Source organism: Streptomyces pilosus (genome assembly GCF_014649835.1).
Lineage (GTDB): Bacteria > Actinomycetota > Actinomycetes > Streptomycetales > Streptomycetaceae > Streptomyces > Streptomyces pilosus.
In genome coordinates this window covers 195,469-219,413 of record NZ_BMTU01000002.1, presented here as the reverse complement: position 1 = coordinate 219,413, position 23,945 = coordinate 195,469, and the positions used below count along the sequence as shown (strand labels likewise).

23 protein-coding genes are annotated in these 23,945 nt (G+C 69.5%); 22 read left to right on the top strand and 1 reads right to left on the bottom strand.

Annotated features, from left to right (window positions below):
- Positions 1 to 7 precede the first annotated feature (7 nt).
- The 18 genes from IE118_RS05885 to IE118_RS05805 all read left to right on the top strand — a co-directional run bounded on the left by IE118_RS05885 (position 8) and on the right by IE118_RS05805 (position 14,063).
- Positions 8 to 505, top strand: a complete 498-nt coding sequence (locus IE118_RS05885; protein ID WP_189556203.1) for a hypothetical protein — start codon at positions 8 to 10, stop codon at positions 503 to 505.
- 99 nt (positions 506 to 604) lie between these two features.
- A complete protein-coding gene (locus tag IE118_RS05880) occupies positions 605 to 1,030 on the top strand; it encodes a hypothetical protein (RefSeq protein WP_189556202.1) in 426 nt (141 codons plus the stop codon).
- Positions 1,027 to 1,872, top strand: a complete 846-nt coding sequence (locus tag IE118_RS05875) for a relaxase/mobilization nuclease (RefSeq protein ID WP_189556201.1) — start codon at positions 1,027 to 1,029, stop codon at positions 1,870 to 1,872. Before IE118_RS05880 ends, IE118_RS05875 begins: the two co-directional genes overlap by 4 nt.
- A gap of 14 nt (positions 1,873 to 1,886) precedes the next feature.
- Positions 1,887 to 2,582, top strand: coding sequence for a hypothetical protein (locus IE118_RS05870; protein ID WP_189556200.1), 696 nt, complete (start codon positions 1,887 to 1,889; stop codon positions 2,580 to 2,582).
- A 23-nt stretch (positions 2,583 to 2,605) separates the two neighbouring features.
- Positions 2,606 to 3,364, top strand: a complete 759-nt coding sequence (locus tag IE118_RS05865) for a hypothetical protein (RefSeq protein WP_189556199.1) — start codon at positions 2,606 to 2,608, stop codon at positions 3,362 to 3,364.
- Complete coding sequence (locus IE118_RS05860; protein ID WP_189556198.1) at positions 3,361 to 4,011, top strand: hypothetical protein; 651 nt, start codon at positions 3,361 to 3,363, stop codon at positions 4,009 to 4,011. The genes IE118_RS05865 and IE118_RS05860 overlap by 4 nt, the downstream gene beginning before the upstream one ends.
- Before the next feature lie 15 nt (positions 4,012 to 4,026).
- A complete protein-coding gene (locus tag IE118_RS05855) occupies positions 4,027 to 4,434 on the top strand; it encodes a hypothetical protein (protein WP_189556197.1) in 408 nt (135 codons plus the stop codon).
- 274 nt (positions 4,435 to 4,708) lie between these two features.
- Positions 4,709 to 5,092 carry a hypothetical protein gene (locus tag IE118_RS05850; protein ID WP_189556196.1) on the top strand — a complete coding sequence of 128 codons (384 nt, stop codon included), beginning with the start codon at positions 4,709 to 4,711 and terminating at the stop codon, positions 5,090 to 5,092.
- Positions 5,089 to 5,892 carry an SPDY domain-containing protein gene (locus tag IE118_RS05845; protein WP_189556195.1) on the top strand — a complete coding sequence of 268 codons (804 nt, stop codon included), beginning with the start codon at positions 5,089 to 5,091 and terminating at the stop codon, positions 5,890 to 5,892. Before IE118_RS05850 ends, IE118_RS05845 begins: the two co-directional genes overlap by 4 nt.
- A 28-nt stretch (positions 5,893 to 5,920) precedes the next feature.
- Positions 5,921 to 6,277 carry a hypothetical protein gene (locus IE118_RS05840; protein ID WP_102913825.1) on the top strand — a complete coding sequence of 119 codons (357 nt, stop codon included), beginning with the start codon at positions 5,921 to 5,923 and terminating at the stop codon, positions 6,275 to 6,277.
- A complete protein-coding gene (locus IE118_RS05835) occupies positions 6,268 to 7,092 on the top strand; it encodes an SPDY domain-containing protein (protein WP_189556194.1) in 825 nt (274 codons plus the stop codon). Before IE118_RS05840 ends, IE118_RS05835 begins: the two co-directional genes overlap by 10 nt.
- A gap of 68 nt (positions 7,093 to 7,160) precedes the next feature.
- Positions 7,161 to 7,673, top strand: coding sequence for a hypothetical protein (locus IE118_RS05830; RefSeq protein WP_189556193.1), 513 nt, complete (start codon positions 7,161 to 7,163; stop codon positions 7,671 to 7,673).
- Between the two features lie 130 nt (positions 7,674 to 7,803).
- Positions 7,804 to 8,106 carry an SPDY domain-containing protein gene (locus tag IE118_RS34695; protein WP_351805007.1) on the top strand — a complete coding sequence of 101 codons (303 nt, stop codon included), beginning with the start codon at positions 7,804 to 7,806 and terminating at the stop codon, positions 8,104 to 8,106.
- Positions 8,042 to 8,422: an SPDY domain-containing protein gene (locus IE118_RS33950; protein ID WP_229846681.1), complete on the top strand. Its 381-nt coding sequence runs from the start codon at positions 8,042 to 8,044 to the stop codon at positions 8,420 to 8,422. The genes IE118_RS34695 and IE118_RS33950 overlap by 65 nt, the downstream gene beginning before the upstream one ends.
- Positions 8,423 to 8,453: 31 nt before the next feature.
- Positions 8,454 to 10,244, top strand: coding sequence for a type IV secretory system conjugative DNA transfer family protein (locus tag IE118_RS05820; RefSeq protein ID WP_189556192.1), 1,791 nt, complete (start codon positions 8,454 to 8,456; stop codon positions 10,242 to 10,244).
- Positions 10,241 to 11,512, top strand: coding sequence for a DNA cytosine methyltransferase (locus IE118_RS05815; RefSeq protein WP_189556191.1), 1,272 nt, complete (start codon positions 10,241 to 10,243; stop codon positions 11,510 to 11,512). The genes IE118_RS05820 and IE118_RS05815 overlap by 4 nt, the downstream gene beginning before the upstream one ends.
- Entirely contained in the window at positions 11,512 to 12,630 is a 1,119-nt protein-coding gene (locus tag IE118_RS05810; protein WP_189556190.1) for a DnaB-like helicase N-terminal domain-containing protein, read from the top strand. The genes IE118_RS05815 and IE118_RS05810 overlap by 1 nt, the downstream gene beginning before the upstream one ends.
- 65 nt (positions 12,631 to 12,695) lie before the next feature.
- Positions 12,696 to 14,063 (top strand): SPDY domain-containing protein, encoded by a 1,368-nt coding sequence (locus IE118_RS05805; RefSeq protein WP_189556189.1) that lies wholly within the window; start codon positions 12,696 to 12,698, stop codon positions 14,061 to 14,063.
- Positions 14,064 to 14,237: 174 nt separating this feature from the next.
- Here the strand turns inward: IE118_RS05805 and IE118_RS05800 are convergent, their stop codons facing one another.
- A complete protein-coding gene (locus IE118_RS05800) occupies positions 14,238 to 15,134 on the bottom strand; it encodes a DUF5655 domain-containing protein (RefSeq protein WP_189556188.1) in 897 nt (298 codons plus the stop codon).
- Positions 15,135 to 16,036: 902 nt separating this feature from the next.
- Between IE118_RS05800 and IE118_RS05795 the strand changes: the two genes are divergently transcribed.
- From IE118_RS05795 to IE118_RS05780, 4 genes are read left to right on the top strand one after another with little or no spacing between them, the layout of a single operon-like run.
- A complete protein-coding gene (locus IE118_RS05795) occupies positions 16,037 to 17,569 on the top strand; it encodes a CBS domain-containing protein (RefSeq protein ID WP_189556187.1) in 1,533 nt (510 codons plus the stop codon).
- Positions 17,566 to 18,381 carry a hypothetical protein gene (locus tag IE118_RS05790; protein ID WP_189556186.1) on the top strand — a complete coding sequence of 272 codons (816 nt, stop codon included), beginning with the start codon at positions 17,566 to 17,568 and terminating at the stop codon, positions 18,379 to 18,381. The genes IE118_RS05795 and IE118_RS05790 overlap by 4 nt, the downstream gene beginning before the upstream one ends.
- A 28-nt stretch (positions 18,382 to 18,409) precedes the next feature.
- Complete coding sequence (locus IE118_RS05785; protein ID WP_189556185.1) at positions 18,410 to 22,867, top strand: hypothetical protein; 4,458 nt, start codon at positions 18,410 to 18,412, stop codon at positions 22,865 to 22,867.
- The gene (locus tag IE118_RS05780) at positions 22,864 to 23,928 is read left to right on the top strand and encodes a Wadjet anti-phage system protein JetD domain-containing protein (protein ID WP_229846680.1); all 1,065 of its coding nucleotides are present in this window, start codon (positions 22,864 to 22,866) and stop codon (positions 23,926 to 23,928) included. Before IE118_RS05785 ends, IE118_RS05780 begins: the two co-directional genes overlap by 4 nt.
- The last annotated feature ends 17 nt before the right edge of the window (positions 23,929 to 23,945 follow it).

Sequence of the window (23,945 nt, the reverse complement as noted above, 5' to 3'; positions counted from 1 at the left end):
TCGAAGTATGGCCGTGCGTACGCACTGGACCGTGGAGCACGCCTGCTCCCACAGCGTGGATCATGACCTGTCCAATCGTCCTGCCGACAAGCGGGCGGGCTTTGCCCGTTGGCTCGCGTCGAAGGACTGCACCGACTGCTGGAAGGCGGCGCGCGACGCCGACTCCGAGTCCAAGGAGGAGTGGCTCGCGACCAAGCGGGCCGAGGAGCAGGAGGCAGCCGTCGCGTGGGCGAAGCAGTTCGACATGCCGCAGTTGGAGGGCCCGGAGAAGGCCCTGGGCTGGGGCGAGCGCTCCCGCCACCAGCTGATGACGGCCGCGCACACCGCGCTCGTCGGCGAGGGCACTTGGGACGAGGCGGACTGGGCTGAGCTGGAGGAGAAGGCCCGCTCCATCACCCGTGCCGGATGGTGGATCGACCAGCGCGACGCCGAAGGCACTGACCTGCTCGAACTCCTCGACGCGGCCAGCGAGGCGGACCGCGGGACGGAGAACCCGTTCCGCTGACGGCGGGGCAACATAGCCGGGAAACGCCGGTTAGCCAAACCGGCGTTCCTCCGGACTATTGATGCTCCCACCCCGCCAGCAATCGCGTGGAAGGAACTCATGTCCCAGCCCCCTCCCACCTCGGCGTTCGCACCGACGACCGACCCGCTCACCCCCGACCGGGACATCACCCACGCCCACTTCCAGGCCGGTGACGCCGTCGTCGTCCTGAAGGGGGTGGCCGGCGGAGAACTGTGGGGCGACGCGATGCGCGTCGTGGCCCCTTCCTGGCACACCCCGACCGACGAGGACGGGTGGCGGCTGCGTGATGCGACAGGCGGCGCCCAGTCCTACGTCACCGCCCACCCCCGCTACCTCGTGCACCTCTCACGCCGCTGCCCTGACTGCCTGATCTATCTACGGGCCATGGAGGACACCCTCCTCGCACGGTTCGCCGACCGCGACGAACTGATCGACTGCGGCTGGTACACCACCACCGCCCTGGGCCAGCTCGTGCACATCGCCGACATCCGGAGCGGCCGGTGATCCCCCGCCTGCACGAGCGGACCCACCGGCCCCACGACCCGCTCGAAGAGGCGCTGGGGCGGCCGGTCTCACCGAACGAGGGCCTGACGGAGCACACGATCATCGCCCACTGGCCCGGCCTGGATTACTTCACTCTGGACCACGAGCAGAGGATCTGGACGTCCGTCCAGTGGGCCGAGCACCTCGAAGACCCCTACCTGGAGCATCCGTTCGCCGCCAGCCCCGACGACGACCGGCGGGCGATCCTCCACCTCGACATCCGCCTTCACCCGGACGACCGGGAACTGACAGGACCGGAGTGGGCCGAGGTCGCTCAACGGCTCGCACGAGCCGCCGGCATCGAGATCCCCGGCAAGGAACATGGCTGCCGGTGGATCGCCGTCCAGGCCCAGCCCGGCCGCCTCGACCTGATCGCCAACCTGATCCACCTCGACGGCGCGTGGCACGCTCTTCCCGCGGACAATCTGCGGCGCCTGGCACAGGAGGCGCGTCGCATCGAACAGGACCTCCACCTGATCCCTGTCCGATCCGACCCCCCTTCGCGGCCTGCCGTCCGCGCGGCGCTCACGGCGTCGGCCCAGCTCGCGACCATCCTCACGCAGCTCGCCGACGAACAGGCCGGCCCTCTGGCCGCGGTACGCGGACTCGTCGAGCACACCTCGCACCGGATCGCCCGCCAGCCGGGAGCAGCCAGCGCCGATACGGCACACCGCCTGGAGCTGATTGCCCGCCGCCTCTACGCCATCCAGCAGGACCTGGACACCACCGCAAACCGCCTGGTCCAGCCCCGCGCCGTCCCGGCCCCGGACGCCGTCCGGCACAACGCCCACCGATCGCCGTAGGAGAAAACGTCTCCTTGCCCCGCACCGACCGCTTCCTGGACATCCGCCGCGACCCGCACTCCGACGAACTCCTCGCCCGCGGCGGCGACTCCGAGGCGCACAGCATCCTCCAGCGCGCGGGCTTCGTCGCCGTCGTCCGCGTCCATGAGACGTACCACCGCACCCCGACCGGCCTAGCGGAGGACGACGAGTCCCGTCTGGCCACTGACGCCGTGGCCCGCCTGCGGGCGGCCGGATACCACGTCGACTGCGACGCGGACTTCGACACCGACTCGCGTCCGGCCAGCTACCTGCCGCTGGGCTCCTCCGTCGTCCACGTCGCCGAGCGCCTTCGCGAGGCCGCCACTACGGACGAGGCGGCCGATGCGCTGACTGAGCTGACCGCCGCCCACGACGGCGTCCTCACCGCGCTGGAGGAAGTCCTCACCGCCACCGCCGACTTCCACGACGGGCTCGGCCAGGCGGCCGACCCCTACATCGCGCGGCGGCTGCGCTACCTCGCCGACGAGCACCTTCGCGTCATCCGTACCGTCCTCTCCGAGACCCGCAACCAGCTCGCCGACCGGCATGCCCCGCACCCCGGCCGCAGCACCTGCACCGGGGAAGTCCCGTCAACCGAGCAAGAGCGCTCTGCCGTGTGCGCCTGCCCGCCACCGCCGCGCACCCTCCCGGCCCCGCCGCCCCCGATGGCCGCCGGACTGCGCCGCTGACTCCCACCTCGCCCAAGGACACCATGCACGACCACGACACCTCCAAGCGCCTCGCCTCGTACGCCGACGTTCTCGCCGGCGAACTCCCCGACAGTTGGACCAGCTCCCACCTGCCAGCCGACGCCAAGGACGACCTCGCCGAACTCGCCGACCGCATCTGGGACCTGGACCTGGTCGCCGCCTCTCTCGCCGAGCACCCCCTGCAGCAGGCCGCCGTCCTGAGCCGACAGGACGGTGCGCAGCTCGTCCTTCTGGACCGGCACGACGAGCGCGACGGCTTCCTCATCGCCGCCGTCGCCCCGCACGCCCTGCCCGATGAGGCGTTCCGCGGCGTTCCCGAGCCCAACGGCATCGCCCTGGCCGATGACCCGTTCCTGAGCGCCGAGCAGGTCACCGGCGACCTGCTCGCCCGATACGACGCCGCCCTCGCCCAGGTCCGCCACAACGCCCTGGGCGGCGGCATCCAGCCCTCCCAGCCGGACCGGGTCGTCCTGACCTGGCAGCCGGACGGCAGCATCGCCACCGCCACCGCCGACGACCGCGCCACCGCTGTCCTCATGGCCCACGGCTTCGTCCAGGACCCGCAGAGTGGCATCTACCGCCTGAGTGGTGACGACACTCAGGCCCAGGCCCGCGCCCTGCGCGAGATCGGCCCGCGCCTCGACGCGCTCGGCATCGGCACCGCTCTGCAGCATCCCGCAGGCCGGACCGCGCCCACCACCGCCGCTTCCGTGCCGCCCGTCCCTGCCGGTCCCCGTACGCCGGCCACCCGGTCTCGGTGAAGCAGACGGAGCCCGACTTCTGGGTACTGGAGTACGTCACCATCACCAAGGACCCCCGAACCGACCTGGTCGTGGCCATCGGCGGCACCGACAAGGCCGCGGGCATCCTTCAGCGAACCGGCGGCTTCCTCTCCGCTCCCGGACCGCGCGGGGACTATCACCGGCTTCCGCACGGCCTGCCCATCGAGCAGCAGCGCCTGAAGGCGACCGCAGCCTCGCACGCCCTGCTGGCCGCCGGGCACAGCGTCCACCTCGACCCCACTCTGAATATGCTGGTCGCACCGGACGGTGAACGTGAGGCCGCCCTGCGCTACCTGGCGGGGCTCGCTGAGCGAGCCGCAGCCGCCACAACCAGCAGCGAGGTGGCCGAGGTCCTGACCGAGGTCGCTGCCCCCGTCCACGGGTTGCTGCCCCTCGCCAGAGAGGTCGTCGTCCGCGCCTGGATCGCCGCCAGCGACTTCCAAGGGGCCGCGCCCACCGGGGAACCCGATCCCATCGCAGGGCTCGGAAGCACCGCCACCTCCATGAGTGAGGCCGCGCGCGCCATCCTCCACGCCCGCAACCACGTCGCGCGCCCTGCGCAGCGGCCGGCCACTACCTCACCACCGCCGAGCCACGCCCAGCCCGCGAAATCCCGCCGCCGCTGACCCGGAGAGAACCACATGGCCAACCTGGCCGACGAATACGGCACGGACGTCGAGATCTACATCAAGGCCCTGACGACCACCATCCACGCCGACACGCCGACCGGCGCCCCCGCCCAGCTCCACGACCTGCTGGAACACCTCGGCCTGGAACGCCACGAGTATCCCGCCGACACGCCCATCTACATCTGGCACACCGTGCCCGAACACATCGACGCCGGCGAGCAGAAGCGGCTGGCAACCCGCGCCATCCCCGTCCTGCTCCTGGCCGGGTACGAGGTCAACTGCACGCCCGAAGTCTTTGACGAATCCGCCTACCGGCAGGCCGTGCAGGACCTGCGCACCCGAGCGGGCCGCCCTGCCGTGCGGCAACAGGCACCGATCGGCTCCGCCTCGCCTGCAGCTCCGGCCGGCCGCACCCCGTAAGGCGCCTGGGCGGTCCCGGCACCGCGCCGGGACCGCCCGCCTCACCACCCGAGACCCGGAGATACACGTAGCAATCCGCACACCCCCACCGATCAGCAACCGGCTCAAGCCCCGACTCGCCACGGCCTTCTTCCGCCGCTATCTGCGCGCCTGTATTCCGACCGGCCCCAACCACGCCTCCCCGCTGGCCGGCGCCCGCCCGGAGGCCGCCCTCGCCGAGACGCAGCGCGTCGGGCATCGCCACCACCACTGACCGTCCACCGCCCGGAGGAGCATGTCCCACCCCACCCCCTACCCGGTGAGACTGGCCGACGAGATTACCCGCCAGCTCGGACAGCTCGCCGACTACCTCTCTCACCTGCCCCCGCCCCAGGCCGCTCAGGTCATCGCCCGCGTGCTCGACCCGGACACCGGAGTCCTCGGCGGCGTCACCCACCTCGTCGCCACCGGCAGCGTGTTCGCCAAGGACCAGGCAGAGCGAGGCGCGCTCCCCGCGGAGGTGTGGCTCGCCCTGGGCCGTGCCTCGAACGAACTCGGCGACATCACCCTCGACCTGGACGAACACAAAGACGCTCTTCAGCGCGTCGGCGCCCAGCCCGCCACTACGGCGGCGAAGCCCCCGGCACCCGCACCGCTCGTCGTCCGGCGCCGCCGGTGAAGAAGAAGCAGTGGCAGGGCTGGGGACCTGACGAGCAGGCCGAGCAGCACTACCTCGTCCAACCCCGCGCCCTGGCCGGCGGCGGCGACGTCCGGCACGTCTCGGAGTTCCTGCGCGCCTCCGGCTGGAGGGACAAGTCCAAGACGGGCGGCCCCCTGCGCATGGAGAGCCCGGACCGCACCGTCCGCATCGCCTACGACCCCTACGTCCTCCCCGGCGGATGGACCATCCACGGCCACGCAGACGGAGCGAACGGCGAGTGGTCTGCGCACCTGGGCCGACAGACGCCGGCGGAGATCGTCGCCGGCCTGACCGACGCCCTCACCCGCCCCTGCTCCGCCCACGCCCCCAACGTCTGGGCCCCTCTGCAGGAGCAGAACTGGCACACGCGCTTCGAGGGCCAGGACTACATGGCGACGAGCCCCGACGGCACCGCGTGGATGCAGTACCGGCAGAGTCCCGACGGGGCGGCGATGTGGTGGACCGGAGCGCAGGACAAGCAGGGCAACGGCTGGACGGCCAACTTCACGCCGAACACCCCGATGCACCTGGTGCAAGCCTTCTCCACCGAACTCGCCAGCCCGGACCCCGTGATGCGCCCGCGCGGACGCGTGCCGCACAGCGCGCAGATCCGTACCTGGTCGGTGTCCGTGAAGCCCTCCCAGCTCAGTGCGTGGCAGCAGGCCCGCATCACGGCCGCCCGCGCCGCCAACTGGGCCCGCAACAGCGCCCGTAGCACCAGGCCGCGCACCAGCGCCCGTCCCTACACCCCGGCCGGCGGCGCACGCACCCGCCGCTGACCGCAATAGCCCCGCCCCGAGGAGCCCGATGCCCGCACTCACCCCGGACACCATCCGCACCCTGACCGAAACGCTCGCGGACCTCACCGACTACTTGCGCGAGAACCCCGACCCCGCAGAAGCCCTCGCCCTCGTGGAGCCCCTCCTCGACGAGTACACGGGCCTGCCCGTCCAGTTCGCCGACACGCTGCGCGCCCTCGCCCGCGCCGTTCAGGAGAGCCCTGACGCGCCGCGCACGGCGCAGGGCGACCTGCTGATCACCGAGCTGCGCACGGCCGCGTGGGAACTGGCCGACCAGCACACCCTCCACTACGTGCTGGACGATCTCCGTGACCTGTACGGCAGTTCGCCGACGAGCGAGCAGGGGTGCTGCTGGTGCCGCTGAGCGAACGGCAGCTCGCCGCCTTCGCCGACAAGCACGCCGTGCAGATCCCGTACGACACCAGCCCCCGCCACCTCGCCGGCCCCGGAGACGCCCGCCACGTCACCCACGGCCTGGCCGCCGCCGGATGGAACGCCGTCTCCGACCCCCTGAGCGCCGAGATCATCCTGGCAAGCCCTGACCTTCGCCACCGGCTCCAGTTCGACCCGCAGTCCCGCACCTCGGCGTGGTGGCGGCTACGGGCGGAGCCTGTCGGCACCGAGCCGGGCTGGTACGCCGAGTTCGGCGAACTCGTGCCCGCCGAGGTCCTCGCCGCCTTCACCGACGCCCTCACCGCCCCGCCGCCACAGCAGCCGGACCCGTGGCAGCGGGTGACCTCGGCAGGATGGCACCACGAGCCAGAGGGCGCGCGCTCGCCGGACTCCATGTGCCACATCGAACTGCGGCCGTTGAGCGAATTCCACGACCGGTCGTCCTGGCACATCGAGACCCGCGAGCCCGGCCACGGGGAGTTTTCCGGCCCGCGCATCTGGCACGCCTACCTCGACGAGCACACCCCCGCTCACCTGGTCAGCGCGTTCCTCACCGCGCTGACCGACCGCAGCCCGCTCCAGCGCGGCATGTTCGAACGCACCGGCCACTACAGCGCCGTACAGAAGCCCAGCCCGCTGCGCCCGCAGCAGGTGGTCGACGCCCACGCCACGCGCATCAAGCATCTGCGCGCCCAGGCACGCTCAGCCCGCCGCCAGCAGACGAAACCCGCGACGATCCCGGCGCACGCAAGTACCGCGCAGCCGGCCCGCTCGCCGCTGACCTGACAGGATCCCTCCTCATCTCCCGAGACAACCACGCACACCGCGACTTCCTGCGCCACCTCGACCACTACGTGCGGGACAGCCAGAAGATCCTCGACGCCTGGGACGCCTACTCCGACGAGCACACCGGCCTCGACGGCTGGCCCTACGACGACCACGCCTACGGCATGCGCAAGAGCCAGCGCGATGCCGACACCGCCGAGGCGTTCGAGCCGCTCCGCTACGGCGCCCGGCACCTGCTGTCGACCGCCGAGACACAGCTGGCCCAGCTGCCGGAGAACACGGTGCAGAGCCGCTGGGTATACCAGCTGGGCGTCCTGCACACGGCCCTCGACCGTCTCGACGAACTGCACGAGCAATGGCTGCTCACCCGCGACGCCCTGCCCGCCAACGCCAAGCCCGGCACCGCCGAATTCGACGATGCCCTCGCCGAACATCACGCCGAATCCTGGAGTTACCTCGACGACTGGGCCACCCACGGCAAAGCGCTCCGGGAGATCAACACCGCAGCCCGCAAGGCCCCTTCATCCCTGGTTCCCACTCCTGCCCTCGCACCCCTGCGACGAACCGCGGCACGGAAGTGACTAGGGCCCCGACTCCCGAGACCGTCGAGGTTGACTTCATCACCCCGCCCCACCTCGCCGGCGGCGGTGACCTCGCCTGGATCACCCTTTCCCTCGTGCCTGCGGATGGAGCCACGGCAACGACCCCCTGATGCCACGCGTCCTGCCTCCCGCCCCGACCAGAAGGCCCTCCTGCGCCTGGAGCCCGACCCCGACGACCCGTGGAGACCCTGCACCACGTCGCCGAGCCGGACCGGCCGCCTGGTACGCCAGCTTCGGCGCCCGCACGCCCATCGAGCTGATCGCCGCCTTCACCGACCCGGCCCCAGCCGCTGACGCGCCGTGCGACCCGTACGGAGCGCTCCGGCAGGCCGGCTGGTCACCGTACGGTGACCAGCCGGCCTTGCTTTCCCGACAAGACTGCGTACGTCGAGCGGCTGGGAACACCGGCTGATCCGGAAGCCTGGTTCGCCACGGTCACCCTCGGCATGCACCAGAAGGTGTGGCAGGCCCGCTTCCTTGCGCACACTCCGCCACACCTTGTCGCCGCGCTCGGCGAACCGAAGCCCGTGCGCCGCACCGACAGCGGGCGCAGTCTGCCGACCCTCGACCCAAATGTCGTCATCCGCCGGACGACCGACGTGCTCGTCGTGTACGTCGCCGGCGCGCTGGAAGACCGCGTTCACTCCCTCGCTGCCCGGCACACCACCACGCCGACGGCCTCGATCCCCTCACGGCCAGCGCCGCCCAGGCACGGCCGCAGCCGATAACCCTCCCTCCCCGCCCGGAAGCACATAGCCCTTGCCCCCTTCCTCCTCCAGCAGCAACACCGACGGATACGACCTCGTCCTGCGCCTCCTCCTCGGGGTGCTCGCCGTCGTCGTCCCCCTGTCCCACCTGGCCTGGCTGTCCGGCAACATCACCGCCTACCTCACCGGCACCAGCTGGGCCCCCTACCAGCCGACCAACGCCCTGCTCCACCCCGAGCAGGTCTGGTCCGACGCAGGAGAAACGTCCCTGCTGATCGGTGCCCGCATCGTCCCCGTTCTCCTGCTCCTCGCTCTCGGGGTAGGGGCTGGCGTCCTGTGGGCCCGGCACAACAACCGAAGCGGCGGCCGGAAGAAGATCACCGACATGGCCAAGGCCCGGGACATCGAGCCGCTGATGGCCAAGGCGATCACCGACAAAGCCCGCTCCCTGCGCCCCAGCCTGAAGGACAGCAAGCACATCGACGCGAAGGACACCGGCATCCTTCTCGGCAACCTGCAGGGCAGCCGCCACGAGGTACGGATGGGGTTCGAGGACGTCGCCGTCGCGATCATGGCGCCCCGGTCCGGCAAGACCACCTCGCTCGCCATCCCGTCCATGCTCGGCGCACCCGGTCCGGTCCTGCTGACGTCGAACAAGGCCGCCGGCGACGCCTTCACCACCGCCTACGAGGCGAGGGCCCAGGCGGGGGTGGTGTGGACCATGGATCCACAGCAGATCGCGCATGCCGCCCGCGAGATGTGGTGGAACCCTCTTGCCAGCGCGACCACCTTGGACGGGGCGAACCGTCTGGCCGGACACTTCCTCGCGGCCTCGGTGGACGCCTCCCAGCAGGGCGACTTCTGGTCGAAGGCCGGCAGCAACATCTTGTCCCAGCTGCTCTTGGCCGCAGCGCTCGACGAGCGGCCCATCACCGACATCATGCAGTGGCTCGCCTTCCCCGCCGACCGCACTCCGCTGGACATCCTGCGCGACCACGACTTCGCCGCCGTCGCCGCTCAGCTCAAGGGCACCGTCGAGGGACCGCCCGAGACTCGAGACGGCATCTACGAGACCGCCCGGCAGTACGCCTCCGCGCTCCTGAACGCGGAAATCGCCGCGTGGGTGACGCCGCAGAAGGACGTCCCGGAATTCCGGCCGGAGCAGTTCGTCACGTCCACCGACACGCTGTTCCTGCTCAGCAAGGACGGCGGCGGCGGAGCCTCGGCGCTGATCGCCGCGTGCGCGGACTCGGTGATGCGGGCCGCTACCGCGCAGGCCGAACGTGCCGGCGGGCGCCTGGATCCGCCCATGCTGGCGATCCTCGACGAGGCCGCCAACGTGTGCAAGATCAGCGACTTGCCGGACCTGTACTCCCACCTCGGCAGCCGCGGGATCATCCCGATCACGATCCTGCAGTCCTACCGCCAGGGCCAGAAGGTCTGGGGAGACGCGGGCATGGACGCCATGTGGTCCGCCTCGACTGTCAAGGTGATCGGCAGCGGTATTGACGACCCGGACTTCGCGGACAAGCTCAGCCGCCTGATCGGTGACCACGACGTGGAGACCACGTCCACCTCGCACTCAGAGTCCGGAAAGAGCACGTCGGTGTCGATGCGGCAGGAGCGGATCCTGCCCGCCGACGCGATCCGGGCCCTGCCCAAGGGAACCGCGCTCTGCTTCGCCACCGGCATGCGCGCCGCCATGCTCGACCTTCGGCCGTGGTACCGGGAGCCCGGCGCGGAGGAGCTGTCCGCGGCGTCCGCCCGTGCGTCGCAGGCGATCACCGCCCGCGCCGTGGCGAAGCACGCGCCGACACAGTCCGACTTGGGGCTAGCCACGTGATACTCGACCTCTTCGCGGGGCCGGGCGGCTGGAGCAGGGCACTGCACGTCCTCGGCGGGCGCGACATCGGGCTGGAATGGGACGAGTGGGCGTGCAAGACCCGGGCTGCGGCTGGGCAGTTGACGATCCGCACCGACGTGGCAATGTATCCGACGTGGCCCTTCATCGGCCGCACTCGCGGCATGATCGCTTCCCCTCCGTGCCAGGCGTGGAGCATGGCCGGCAAACGCCTCGGCCTGCTCGACCAGCCGCTGGTGCACGCGGCGGTCGAGGACCTGGCCGCCGGACGCGACTCCCGCGAACGCCTCCTCGCCGCATGCCGTGACGAGCGCTCCCTGCTCGCAGCCGAGCCGATGCGCTATCTGTACGCCCTGAACACGGTCGGCGAGCCCGACTGGGTCGCCATGGAGGAAGTGCCGCACGTCCTGCCCTTGTGGAAGCAGTACGCGGCCGTCCTGCGCGGGTGGGGGTTCTCCGTCTGGTACGGGATCCTCAACGCGGCCGACTTCGGCGTCCCGCAGACCAGGAAGCGGGCGATACTCCTGGCCTCCCGCGTCCGTACGGCGCAGCCTCCTACCCCCACGCACTCCCAATTCGCCGAACCGGAGTCGCTGTTCGGTCCGGGCCGCGCCCGCTGGGTCAGCATGGCCGAGGCCCTGGGATGGGGCGCGACCGACCGGCCCGTCCCCACCGTCTGCGCGGGCGGTGGACCCGGCGGCGGACCCGAACCGTTCCCGTCGGGCTCCCGCAAGACGCTGTCCGACGCCCGTGAGCGCGGCACCTGGATGCCCCGGCCGGAGGGGGTGGCCCTCAAGTCCCGCCGGGAAGGTGCCGGATGGGCGGCCCGGCACGGCACACACGAGAACCGGTGCGCCGACGCTCCGGCGCCGACGTTCACCGCCGAGGCCCACCGCTGGTCCTGGTCCCTGCGCAGCAACAACCAGGCCAACGCCACCGTCCGTCCGGTGTCCGAGCCGGCCGGCACGTTGTTCTTCGGGCACCGCGCGAACGAGTGCACCTGGGTCGCCGAACCCGCATCACCGCCGCCCACGGACACCGACGCGCCATCGGTTCCCGAGCCGATCCGAATCACCGCCCGCGAGGCCGGCCTTCTGCAGACCTTCCCCGCCGACTACCCGTGGCAGGGCAACAAAGGCCAGCAGTTCTCCCAGATCGGCAACGCCGTGCCCCCGCTACTTGCCGGCCATCTCCTCGCCCCTCACCTCGACGTCGCCCTCAATCCCGACGACTTCACCCTCGCCGCCTGATGCCCCACGCCCCCGAACCCGACGAAGACGACCTCGACGCCATCGCACCGCCTCAGCCGGTGTTCCACGTGGAGCAGGCCCTCCTCGGCGCCCTCCTCCTCGATCCGCACCGTCTCAGCAACGTGACCGGCATCGCCGCCGACTCGTTCGCCACCGCCGCGCACGCCGCCTTGTACGCCGCGATCACCACCCTGCCGCCGCCCGACCCCGCCGAGCACGCGAAGAACACCAAGTGGCTCGACCGCGTGCTCGCCACAGGCCGGGAGCAGGCGCGCGGACTCACCGCCTCCTACCTGCACACCCTCGTCCAGGTCTGCCCTTGGCCCAGCCACGCCCCCGCCTACGCCCGGATGGTCGAGGCGGAGCACGCCCGCCGCCGCCTGCTGACGGCCGCCGCACGCCTCGTCCACACCGTCCACGACGTCTCCCTCCCGCACCCCGTCCAGACGGTGCTCGCCGAGGCCGATGCGCTCGCCGCGGTCGTGGACGACATCGCCAACCGCTTCCCGCCCCGCGCAGGCGTGCTGCCCCGCACCACGCCACCGCCGCCGCCCGCCGCGCCCGACCCCGCAGAGGCCGTCGAGGAGGAGCAGATGCTGCTCGCCACCGCAACGGCCTACCCCTCCGGCATCGAAGCCGTCCGGTGGCTGCTCCCCGACGACCTCACCCTGCCGCTGCACGCCGGCCTGTGGCAGTGTCTGACCAGCCTTGCCCGCCGCCACGAGCCCGTCGACCCCGTCACCGTCCTGTGGGAAGCCCAGCAGCGCGGCCTGCTGGACGACGGCAGTGAACCAGGCGAGGTCCTCCGCATGCTGGCCGAACCTGCCGGATCCGTCGAGCACTGGGGCGAGCGCGCCCTGCAGCGCTCCCTCCTGGCCACGGCCGAGCACGTCGGCCGACGCATCGAGGCATACGCCGGCGACCCGGCGAACACCCCCTTCCAACTCGTCGTCGGCGCCCGCCGCGCCCTCGCCGACATCGCCGCCGCCCGCACCCGCTGGCAGCACGCCACCGGAGCCACCCCGACACAGAGGCGGCGACCGGCGCCCACCACCCGCGCCGGCCCGCCGACCACCACGGTCGCGCACGTCGCCCGGTCCACACGAGCACCCCGATAGCCCCCGCGTACACCGGTGGCCGGAACCCAAGGACCGGCCACCGGCACAAGAGACGAGACCCCCACGTGACTCCCGCCATCGACGCCCACGTCCGCCTCGACACCCACCCCACCCACCCGAGCGCCGTGCAGGCCCACCTCACCGGCAGCCAGGCCCACGTCGCCCTCATGGCTCTGGAGGCTGCCGACTGGAGCGCCGCCGCCACCAACGTCCTGGTCCTGGCCCGCATCGATCACGAGGAGCCCTACTGGGCCGACGCCGCCGCCAAGCACCTGATCGCCGAAGGCATCACCGTCGAGATCACCCCTCGGCTCCAGGAGGCCATCGACGAGGAATGGACCTGGGCGAACTACCCGATGCCCTGGTGCACCCGCAGCGAAATCCGCGAGGTCTCCAACCAGGCGCAGAAGATCCACGACGACATCCGCCACGGCCAGCTCCTCATCCACGCCCACGCCCACGACGGCCACACCACCGTCGCGGTCGGCACATACCTCCACCCAGGCGGCAAGTCCGTCTACCTGCACGGCGAGGACCACCTGCGCCAGGTCGCCGACACCTTCGACTCACCCGCCCAGGCCCTCCTGGCCTTCGAGAAGGCCCACGCAGCCGAGATGCGCCCCGGCCCGGCACCCCTGACCGACACCGAACGCGCCGCCATCGAAGCCCGCTCCGTCTTCGACGTCACCACAACCAAGCCCGAACCCTCCCGTCCGGAGCCGGAGACCGTCCCCGTCTACCTGGCCGATGCCGGCAACCACGACGCCCTCCTCGACACCTTCCTCGACACACACGGCGAGTTCGAAAAGTGGCGGACCTGGTCGGATGACACGACGCACGCCATCCACGAGTCGCAGACCCTGCGTATCGAGCGCGTCCACGAAACCCCCGCCCATGAGACCGCATGGACCGTAGCCGCCTACGAGACACCCGTCTCCGACCGCATGTGGGTCCTCACCTCGACCGGCGCCACCCCCGCCCCGGTGCTGCAGGATCTGCTGATCCACCTCGCCGACGGCGACGGCTGGGACACGGTCATCGGCGCCCCGGTGGACGAGAAGATGGTCACCTCGGCCACCCAGCCGCTTTCCGACGCCGGATGGAAGCACACCGTGGACGGGCGATGGATCCGCTGGACGTCCCCCGACGGGGACGCGGGCGTCCAGTTCGACGCCTTCGCCGCACAACACGCGAGTCAGAACCTGGCCACCTGGACCATCTGGGCCGGCCCTGGTCTGGACCGGCCCACCTGGGCCATCACCGCGTCCCCGTACACCCCGAGTTCACTGCTGGCGGGTCTCTCTGAGTCCCTCGCCCATGCGACCGGCACGCGCCAGGCCCAGCTGGGCCGCGAGCACAGGACCCGCCTCGCCGCCAGTGCGCCGGCGGCTCCGGCGGTCACGGCCGGCCGACCCGCCAGCCGTTCACGCTGATCATCGGCCCACACGAGGCGGGGCAACATTGCGCGGGATCGCCGGTTGGCCAAACCGGCGATCCCGCGCACCATAGGTAGTCCACCGCCACTCCCTGCCCGGACGTCGAAAGGCCCTCGCCCACGGGACACGACACGAAGCGCAGCCCGCCAGGAAGCAGGCGGTGGCCTCCGATCATGCCGCCGCGTAGCTTGCCCGGAACAGATCCTGCGCCCGCTCCACGTCCCTCGGCGTACGGAGCTGCACCTCCAGATCACCCGTCCCGTGGTGACCGAGACCGGACACGTCCCGGGTGAAGCCCGGAACAAGGTCGACCTCCTTCGGGTCGACCTTCAGGTAGACCAGCAGCTTGCTGCGCTGCGGCGGGCACAGGCAGGCGAAGTTCCGCAGCCGCTGATACGCCCGGTAGGTCTTGCGCTCAACCCGGTTCACGCCGTCCCCGAGCCCGAGCAGGACCTCGTCGACCGCGCCCGCCAACTCCACCATCGCCGCGCCCTGGACATCGGCCGCCGCCCGAGCAACCGCCCCGCGCTGTGCCCGGCGGGCCACCTCCCCGCTGCCGCTCACGGAGGCCACGGTCTCAAGCCCGAGCAGGTCCCTGCCGAAGAGTCGGTAGCGGACCAGGTCGATCGACCTCCGGTGCTCACGCACGGCATGCGCGTCGTAGCGGGTGAAGTCGCCGGCGATGCAGATCAGGCGCGGGCCGCTCCACAGGACCTGGGACGCGGCCGTCACCCCGAGCCGGTCGCGGACCAGGTGCTCGAACTCCGCCCGGTGGTCCATCAGCAACGAGAGGTAGAACAACCCCTGGTTGATGACGCCGGCGTCGACACCGCGCTTGTACTCCACGATGACCGGCGATCCGTTCTCGTCCAGCCCGAGCGAGTCGATCCGGCCCCCGTGCACCGGCCCGGTGCCGTACTCGCTCGCCAGGAACCGGACGCCCAGCAGCGTCTCCATGTGCGCCTCGACGAGACCCTGCACATCGGCCTCGATCTCAGCAAGACGCGGCATGACCTCGGTCATGCCGCTATTCGTCGTGTCCGTGCGGAACAGCTTCAGGCCCGACACCTTCCCCTCCTCGGCTCGGAGAGCACCAACGCCGATGAGGCGCGCGTTTGTTTCCGCGAGAGGCTTCGGGGGCGTGAAGATAGCGTGAGACCCTACGTACGGTCCGATCGGGGAACCCTCGCGTCCCCCGGTCACCGGGAAGCGTTTCCCCCATGCAACCCCCGCGACCCGGGAGACAGCGCCCGGAAGCCGGGTTTACGCAGGTCAGCCCCCACAGCTCAGCGGATAGAGCACGCACCTTCCAAGGACTTTCCGGATCTCACACAGTGCCGCAACTGGTCACTGTTGTCGAATTTTGCAAGGGCGACCCATGCGTTCAATAGCTGAGCGCGAGGAGAATCGCGACTTTGTAGCAGATCGACCGGAACGTGAATTCGGCAGACAATCCCCCTTGATCAAATCAAAGCGAGACAAAGCTCTAGGCGCTGCGGTCAGAGCGCGGCGATTAAACGCCCGCCCCGGCCAGGACGAAGCAGGCAGCGATTTCATCGCGAAGCTTCCGAACCATCTCGACGCTCGGGTTCTGACCTCCTTTAGGCCGAGTGGTTCTCATGTTCAAGCAAGTCCGCACTGCGGGGCCGAACGCCACGGTCGCGCCATGTGCCTGGGCGCAAGTCGCATCGTCTGCGAGATGCACTGAGCCAGCCCCTCCTCTGACCTGCGAGGGACCTCGCTCGACACTCAGCAGGTACCGATCCGCTCCTCGTTGACCGGTTCAAGCAAGCGAGGGGCTCAAGGCCGCCAGCCTTACGGGGCGGTGTATCGGTTTCGGGTCTCCTGATCATGCCGCCAACGGAGACAACAGCCGAAATTAATCGTCCATACGTTCGCCTCCGAAGGATTGTCAGTGCCGTGTCCTAGCGTGAATTTCCGGTCGAGCAAATGGTGTTGGGAGGCTCTCAGTGTTCTTTGGCGAGTCAGCTGCGGCGTACGAGAGCATCACGTCGCGGATGAAGGCGCTGGCCGTGGTGCGGCCACTATTGGCGCTCGACGACAGTCCGGCGAAGCGGGAGCGGGGCTGGGAGGGGTACCGGCTGGCCGAACTCGCCCTGGCAACCATCGACTTCGTGACGTTACGGATAGGGGCGCGGACGGCAGTTCGACAGGAAGCCGTCGTGGAACAGGTAGCTGAGTCTGCGGCGCTCCAGGTTCCGGGGCGGGCGGGTACCGAGTATCAGGAAGTCGCGCGCTGGCTGGTGGAGCGGATGATCAACACCGAGAGACACGACCGGTGCTTTCGACACGAGATCGGCAGCGTGACAGGCGACGGCTTCGTCGTCAGGGAGTTTCCGTTCCAAATCCTCAAAGACGTGCCGGACGAAGCCGGGCAGGCTGCGCTGACAGTTACTGATGCGGCCATCACCGTGCTCGTCCATGCGGTCGATGTGGACATCGCGTCCGAGCAGATCGCGGCGGAGGCCAAGTTGGCCGCGTTGCTAAAGCGCGCGCGGATCGGTGAGGCGTGGCAGGCCGCCCGCACCGCCCATGTGCAGAGCATCCGGTACGCGAAGGAACTACTGGACCGCATGGAGGAGATGAAACGCAACGTACGGGCCATCGACTGGGAGGCGGACCTCGACGGCCCGTTGAAGGAGGCGCAGGAGCACGTTGAGGAGAGGTCTCGGGCGGAGACTCAGCTGAAGGCGCAGGTGGCACAGCTGCTCGAGGTCACGGAAGAGGAACACAAGCGGCAGCAGCTGGAGGCTCTGGATGCGCTGATCCAGGATTGTCTGAAGCGGCACTTGATGCTCGTCGACATGCTGCTCAGAGTGGTTCCTGAGTTCCGGCACCAGCAGGACCGGCAGATCTTCGTACCTCCCGTGGTCCATGTACGGGTACACCTGCGCAGCCAGCTCCTGGAGCCGGCGCTCGAGCTGAGTATCGAGGACAGCGAGCGGCCCCTGGAGGCGTTCGTGCGCGGGGTGCTGGGTCCGGTCCGTCCGCGGGTGATGTACCTGCCGGACTACTTCGAGGTCCTCACACGGATGCCGGATCAGGCCGAGGTTGAGCGGGTCGCGGTGGGCGCACCGGACGACTGGGAAGTCACGTCCGATCCACCGAGGTTCGACGACGCGCAGCATGCATGGGTGGACAGGCTGCTTTCGGCTGTCCCCGGGGAGGGCATGCGACTGTCTCGGTTGCTCGAGCGTGCCCGCGAGTGGGGCGAGGGCAGAGGGCCTGGTGACGACACCGACCATCTGCTGGCTATGGAGACCGCGCATCGGTTTCGGCATGTCCCGGTCGCCGAGCTGGCGCGAGGTGAGGAAGCCGTCGTTGTCGTGGACGACGGGACTGAGTTGGACGACCCGGTTTTCGGTGGCAGCGACTTCCTGCTGTTGCCGGCCATGGGCGAACCGACCTCCGAAACGCAACCGCCCCTTTCACCAGAGTTTGTTCCCCGCGCCACGAATGACGATCTGGAGCCGAGCGCATGACGCAGTACGACGATGTTGCCGCAGCAGCCCGGATGGTGGCTCTGGCTATGACACGCGGCAAGTCCCCAGCGCGTTATGGAGAGAATGCCCGCCTCGTGCGGCGGTTCGATACAGAACCGGACTTCGCCCAGCTGGTGCGGAAGGTCGCGCAGGGTTTTGACCTCACGGTCCAGGAGGTGCACCCGCAGGCGGGGCTGGTCCTGGCAACCACGACCGAGACGGACTTCGCCGTCTCGGTCACCGACCTCGTGCCGAATGCAGAGAACCGGCCGCTGTACCTGCTCGCCCACCTGGCCATTGCGTCGCGGGCCTTCCCTCGTCCGGAGGACTTGGACGACGACGAGCACGTCGCCCGGATCTCGGTGCAGAAGGTCGACGAAGACGTTAGGGCCTATGCGACCGTCCTTGAGCGCCGTGCCGCAGCCGCCGACGAGGACACCGACCCGCCGGCCGGCAGCCCCGGACTGGAGGGATTGTGGCGGGCCTACCTGCGCCGCAACCCCACCGGTCGTACGGACAAGGACAGGACTCCGCGGTCGGCGACCTACGCGCTGGTGAAGAGGGCGTTCACGCATCTCGAGCAGCGCGGATTCGTCCGCGCGACCAGTGACGAAGAGGGCGGCACGTACGCCACCAACGTCCTGTACAGGCTGCACATCCGTGCCCAGGCAGCCCGGGAAATGCTCCAGGAACTGGCCGCCCTGGGCGTGGCGGCCTTGCCGCACCACGATGCGCCACTCCCATCCGAGGCTCCGGAGCAGCCTGAGGCTACGGGCCACGGCATGCTCCCGGACTCCGCCCCAGCCACCTGACGCCATCGCGATGTAAGGACCCCTCTCCATGTACGAGTTGAACCGCATCCTGATGCGCAACTTCGGGCCGCTCGATGCCCGCTACGAAGACGTGAACCTGGACTTCTCTGGCGTGGGCCCACTGGTTGAGACAGCATCTCTGATGCCGACCCCCGGACACGTCACGCAGCGGCCCTCGCCGGCCAGTCTGGTCATGCTCCAGAACGGCGGCGGCAAGGGTGTGCTGCTGACCGGCATCACCTGCACCACGATCCCGCTGCGTCACCATGACCCGGAGGAGCTGCTGAGCTTCGTCGTTTCTCCGGCTCAGCCCTCCCATATCGTCCTGGAGTGGGCTGATGCCCGGACTGGCAGGCTCTTGGTCACCGCGCAGCTCCTCGCGCCCGAGGGCGATGGCAAGCTCAAGCGCCGCTTCTACAGCTTCCATCCGGGTGCCGCCCTGTCCGCGGACGATCTACCTTTCCACCGCGACGGTCACTGGCTGCCGTTCGACCACTACTACAACGAGCTGTGCGAACTGCAGGCCACGGTCGAGGCGTTGGAACTACAGATCGTGGACGGGCAGGAGAAGTGGGAGAAACATCAGGCCGGTCTGGGTCTCGAACCTGGCCTCTTCGATGTCCAGCGCAAGATGAACGCCACCGAGAGCGGGGCTGCCGAGGCGTTCACCACCTCCAGTGCGGCAGCGTTCGTCCAGTGGCTGCTGGAGAAGGCCAACGACGACGACAAGTACACCAGCCTCGGCGGTGCCTTCGAGACCTATGCCGGCGCCCACGACCAGCGCGAGAAGCTGGTCAAGGAGCGGGAGTTCGCGCTGGCCATGGAGGACATCTGCGCCCGTGTGGCCGATCGGTACCAGGAGCACACCGACCAGCAGCGCGAGGCTGGCCAGGCCAAGGACGGCCTTGTCGCCCTTGCCGCAGGGCTGATGCGTCGGCATCAGATCCTCACCGCCGCGGCACAGGCCACCACAGACACGGTCAATACCGCCTACCGGGCACATGAAGCATCCAAGCAGGGACTGGACGTCGCCAATGCACGTGTGGCGTACGTTCGTTGGGCTGCCTGCGGTATCGAGTTGGGCAAATCAGCCGAGGAACAGAAGCGAGTCGCCGCGACGACGCAACGGCTGGAAGACCGCCTTGCGGGCTGGCGCAGTGTCCCGGTCGCCGTGCGACACGCGGCTGCCCAGGAGCGCCACGGCCGTATGCAGCGGGCCCTCTCCGAAGCCGAGGAAACAGCCGCCCCTTATGTGCAAGCGTGCGATATCGCCGCGGCGGCGCTCCGGGCGGGCTACGCGGCGGCTGAAACGCAGGCACGCGCCGAGGCCGGCAATCTGGAGAGGGAGATCTCCGAGTCTCGCAGCAAGATCCAGCAGTGGCGCGAGCAAAGCAACTCGCTCCATAAGGGTGCCGGTACGGCTGAGGGAGAACAGCACCAATTGCGCCGTCAGGTGCAGGGCTTCGAGGAGCAGCTGCGCACCGCACGGGAAGAGGGAAAGGTGCAGCCCGGCGAAAGCGCGGCAGACGCCGCCTCCAGGATGGACGGTGAAGCTGATCACCACGGCCAGCGCTGTGTAGAGGCCAAGAAGGCACAGGATGAGGCCCGCAGCCGCCGGGCACAGGCATATCAACAGCTGCCTGCACTGCACGAGCGGGCTCTCGATGATCGCTGCGCAGCAGAAGCGGCCGAAGCGGAGACCGACCGCTTCCGCGCCCGCGCCGAGTCCGTGCGCCGCCACCCTGTGACTGCGGAACTGCTTGAGCTCGGCCTCGAAGACCTGCAAGACGGCGACGCCCTGACCTGGCTCGCCGACCACTACGCTGCCCTGCAGAACTTGATCGAGCGGAAGATCACCGCTCTGGACGGTGCCCTCAGGCGGACACAGCTCCAGCACAGCGCGGATGAAGAACTCCTCGCCGCCCTGGACACCAGCGACGGCCTCCTGCCCGCCACCAAGGAAGTCCGCTCCCTGTGTGCCGACCTCTGTGCCCAGGGCATCGACGCAGTCCCCGGCTGGCAGTGGATGCGCGACAACGTGCCCGCGGACGATCACCAGCGCCTCATCCACGACCACCCGGACCTGGTCGGCGGCATCATCGTAAGCGGCGGCCCCGCAGCGCTGGATCAGGCCCAACGTCATCTGGAGCGCACCCGTCCCCTGCCCACGGCGGCCGTCGCGGTAGGAACCGGGGAACGGATGCTGACGCCAGTACCCGACACAAACGGCCGGATGGTGCCCGAGCCGACCCCGGCCTTGCATGACGAACAGGCCGCGGCACTCGAACGAGCCGAGGTCGAAGCACGCCTGGCAGCCTCCGCGCAGGCAATGGACGAGCTCGAGGAACGCATCAGTCTCACCCGCGACCTGGGCAACAAGATCAAGTACTGGCTGGACGAGATCGGCTCCGTGAGCGTAGGGGTCCGGCTCGAACAGCTCCAGGAACTCCGGACTGCAGCGCAGGCATCCCAGGCCAGCCTTAAGGTCGCGCGCACCAGTGCCGAACAGCACGACGACGCCGTCACCGCCGCCGAGGAGGTCTACACACAACAGGAAAACGCTCACCGCGAGGCCACCGAGGTCGCGCAGGCGATGCGTCGCCTCGCGGAAGCCGAGGCGAAAGCCAGCCGGGCACGCGACCGGATCACCGCGCTCGTGGAAGAAGCTCAGCAGCGTCAGCGCGAACTCGAAGAACTGGGCGAGAAAGAGGAGACAGCCCACGGCGACATCGCACGCATGACCCAGGCGGTGGAAGCCGCCGTCCAACAGGCCCAGAGCCATGCCCAGGCGCGAAAGAAGGTCACCGCCACGCCCGAGGCCGAACAGGCTCAGCACGCCAAGGGAGCGCCCTGCGAAGCGCTCACCGTCCTCCAGCACCGCTACGAGCAGGCAGTCGAGGACCTGCGCAGTGTGGACATCGAAGAAGACCAGCGCCAGCGTGCCAAGGAAGCAGAAGACGCCTTGCGCGCCTGCCAGGACGAGTGGGCGCAGGTCCCTGACCAGGTCAAGCCCTTCGCCCAGGAGTACAGCCGTTCTCCCGCAGCGGCAGATGACGTCCAGCGCGACGCCGTGCAACGCGATCTAGGCCAGCAGATCGACAGTCTCCACGACCAGCTACGGCGCCTTCGGGACAAGGAGAGCCGTCTCAAGGAACGACACCGCACGCTCGCCACTGCAGCAGAAGACACCAGCACTCAAGACGTCGCGCAGTGGACCCCACACTCCCTCGAAGAGGCTTACGACCTGACCGCCCGTGCCGAACACGCCCAGGCGGAGGCGCAGCAGGCTGAACGCAGTGCCGGCGAGCAGTACAACGCGGCACGTAGGCAGCAGAGCCAGCACACTCGCGAACTCGACGCCTTCGGTCATGTCCTGGCGCGCTTGGAGACCACGATCGAACAGCTCGGCATTCAACCCGCGGCGGCCCCCTACGAAGGCACCGCCGATGCGGCCGAACCCGCCGTACGGCAAGCCACAGCCCGCTACGAGGACGCCCGGCGCAAGCTCACCAGCACCGAGCGCCGCGTCGAAGACAGCGTTTCCTTGCTCAAGGACCAGGCCGCCGACGTCCGCTTCGAACAACTCGACGTCCCCTTGCGCAACCAGATCTCGGCTCTTGACCGGCGGCACATCCCAGCCGCCTCCCGTGAATGGACTACGGCGCTGCACCGCGCTGCCGCAGCCCTGACGACCCAGCTCGAGGGCATGAGCAAGGCGCGTGAGGCCCTTGTGTCCCAGCTCAGCGGCTTCGTCACCGAACTTCTCCAACAAGTCGACCAAGCAAGCCGGTTCTCCGTCTTCCCCGACGGCCCCACGCCCTGGGCAGGGAAGCGCTTCCTCACCATCCGCTACAGGAAGCCTGAACCCTCCGTGCTCACCGCCCATATGCGCGAAACCATCGACAACCTCGCTGCCAACCCGCGCACCCGCAAACTCAAAGGCACCGAGGTGGTCATGCGCTGCCTGCACGCAGCCGTTCCCCGCTTCACCGCCGAGGTCATGAAACCCAACGCCACCCAACGGATCGAACGCGTGCCCGTGGAGAAGATGGGCAAGATCTTCTCCGGTGGCCAGGAACTGACCGGCGCCATCCTGCTCTACTGCGCCCTCGCCGCCCTGCGCACCTCCCCCGGCCCCCGCAGCCGCACCCGCCACGGCGGACTGCTCCTCCTGGACAACCCCATCGGCCGCGCCAACGCCCCCTACCTCGTAGACATCCAGACGCAGATGGCGGCAGCCCTCGGCATTCAGCTCATCTACACCACCGGCCTGAGCGACGAAGCCGTAACGGCCCGATTCCCCGCCACCATCCAGCTGCGCAACGACGCCGAAGCCCGCACCGGCCTCTCCCGCATTCGCCTCGACGACCACGTCCGCAACGCCCTCATCCCCACCCCTCGGACCGCCCCGGACACCCACGAGCCTGAAGCAAACGGCTACCTCAGCTCCGCACGCCTTTACACCAAGGGGGAAACGAACCGATGACGGCGCCCACCCCCGAGCAGCTTCCTCGCCTCTCACCAGGCGCCGTCCGCCTCAGCGCCGCACTGCACGCTCGCGCCGAGAAGGCCACCGTGCCGCGCGCCACCGTGATGGAAGCCTTCACCGCAGCCCTTCCCGGCACCGCCCGCGGTGAGGACTCCCGCACCGCACTGGCCACCCTGCTCGAAGAACTCTCCGACGCCGGCACCCTGCGACTCCCCCACGGCCAGAGAAACAAATGGGACGCAGGCCGCCCAGCCCTGCCCGAACAGATCCGGTTGCCCGCAGCCACCCCGCGCAAGCCTGCGCCTGTCACTACACGGCGCTCCTACCGACCTGAACTCGACTGGGCCCACACCGCGTACCTCACCTCCGCCCATCACGAAGACCTGGCCCTCATCAACCGATGGTTCCGCGACACCAGCAATCGTCACGAATTTCGCGTACCGATCCCCCTGCGCGAACGCTCCTACGAGATCTTCCAGGACGAAAAGCGCCTCGATGGTCTCCTCTCTGGTGCGCTCTTCGCCCCCGGCCGCCTTACCCTTGAACAGCTCGGCACCTTTCGCGAACCACCGCCCCTCGCCTACCGACTGCTCGGCGACGGAGACACCCTCCTGGTCGCCGAGAACAGCGACACCTACGCCACACTCCGAGACCTGCTCACCCCGAATCCCGGGCGCACCAGAGGCGTGGCCTTCGGCTCCGGACGAGCCTTCGAAGCCTCCATCGAAACTGTCAAAGAGATCCATGGAATCCAACGGATCGTCTACTACGGCGACCTCGACCCTGAAGGTCTGTCGATTCCCGCCCGCGCCTCAGTAACAGCCACCCAGTGCGGGCTGCCCTCGGTCGAACCCGCCTCCGTGTTGTACAGCCTCCTCCTGAGCCACGCCTCCACCCCGGGTCAGATGGTTTCCGATGAGCGCGCCCACACGCTTACGGCCTGGCTGCCGCCCAGACTGCGGCGGAGGACTCATGAGGTCCTGCTGTCAGGCCGGCGTATTGCACAGGAAGCCACCAACCGTAACCAGCTGGCCGGCGACGCTACCTGGTGCCCTTGAGTTCGTCGGGAGACCGT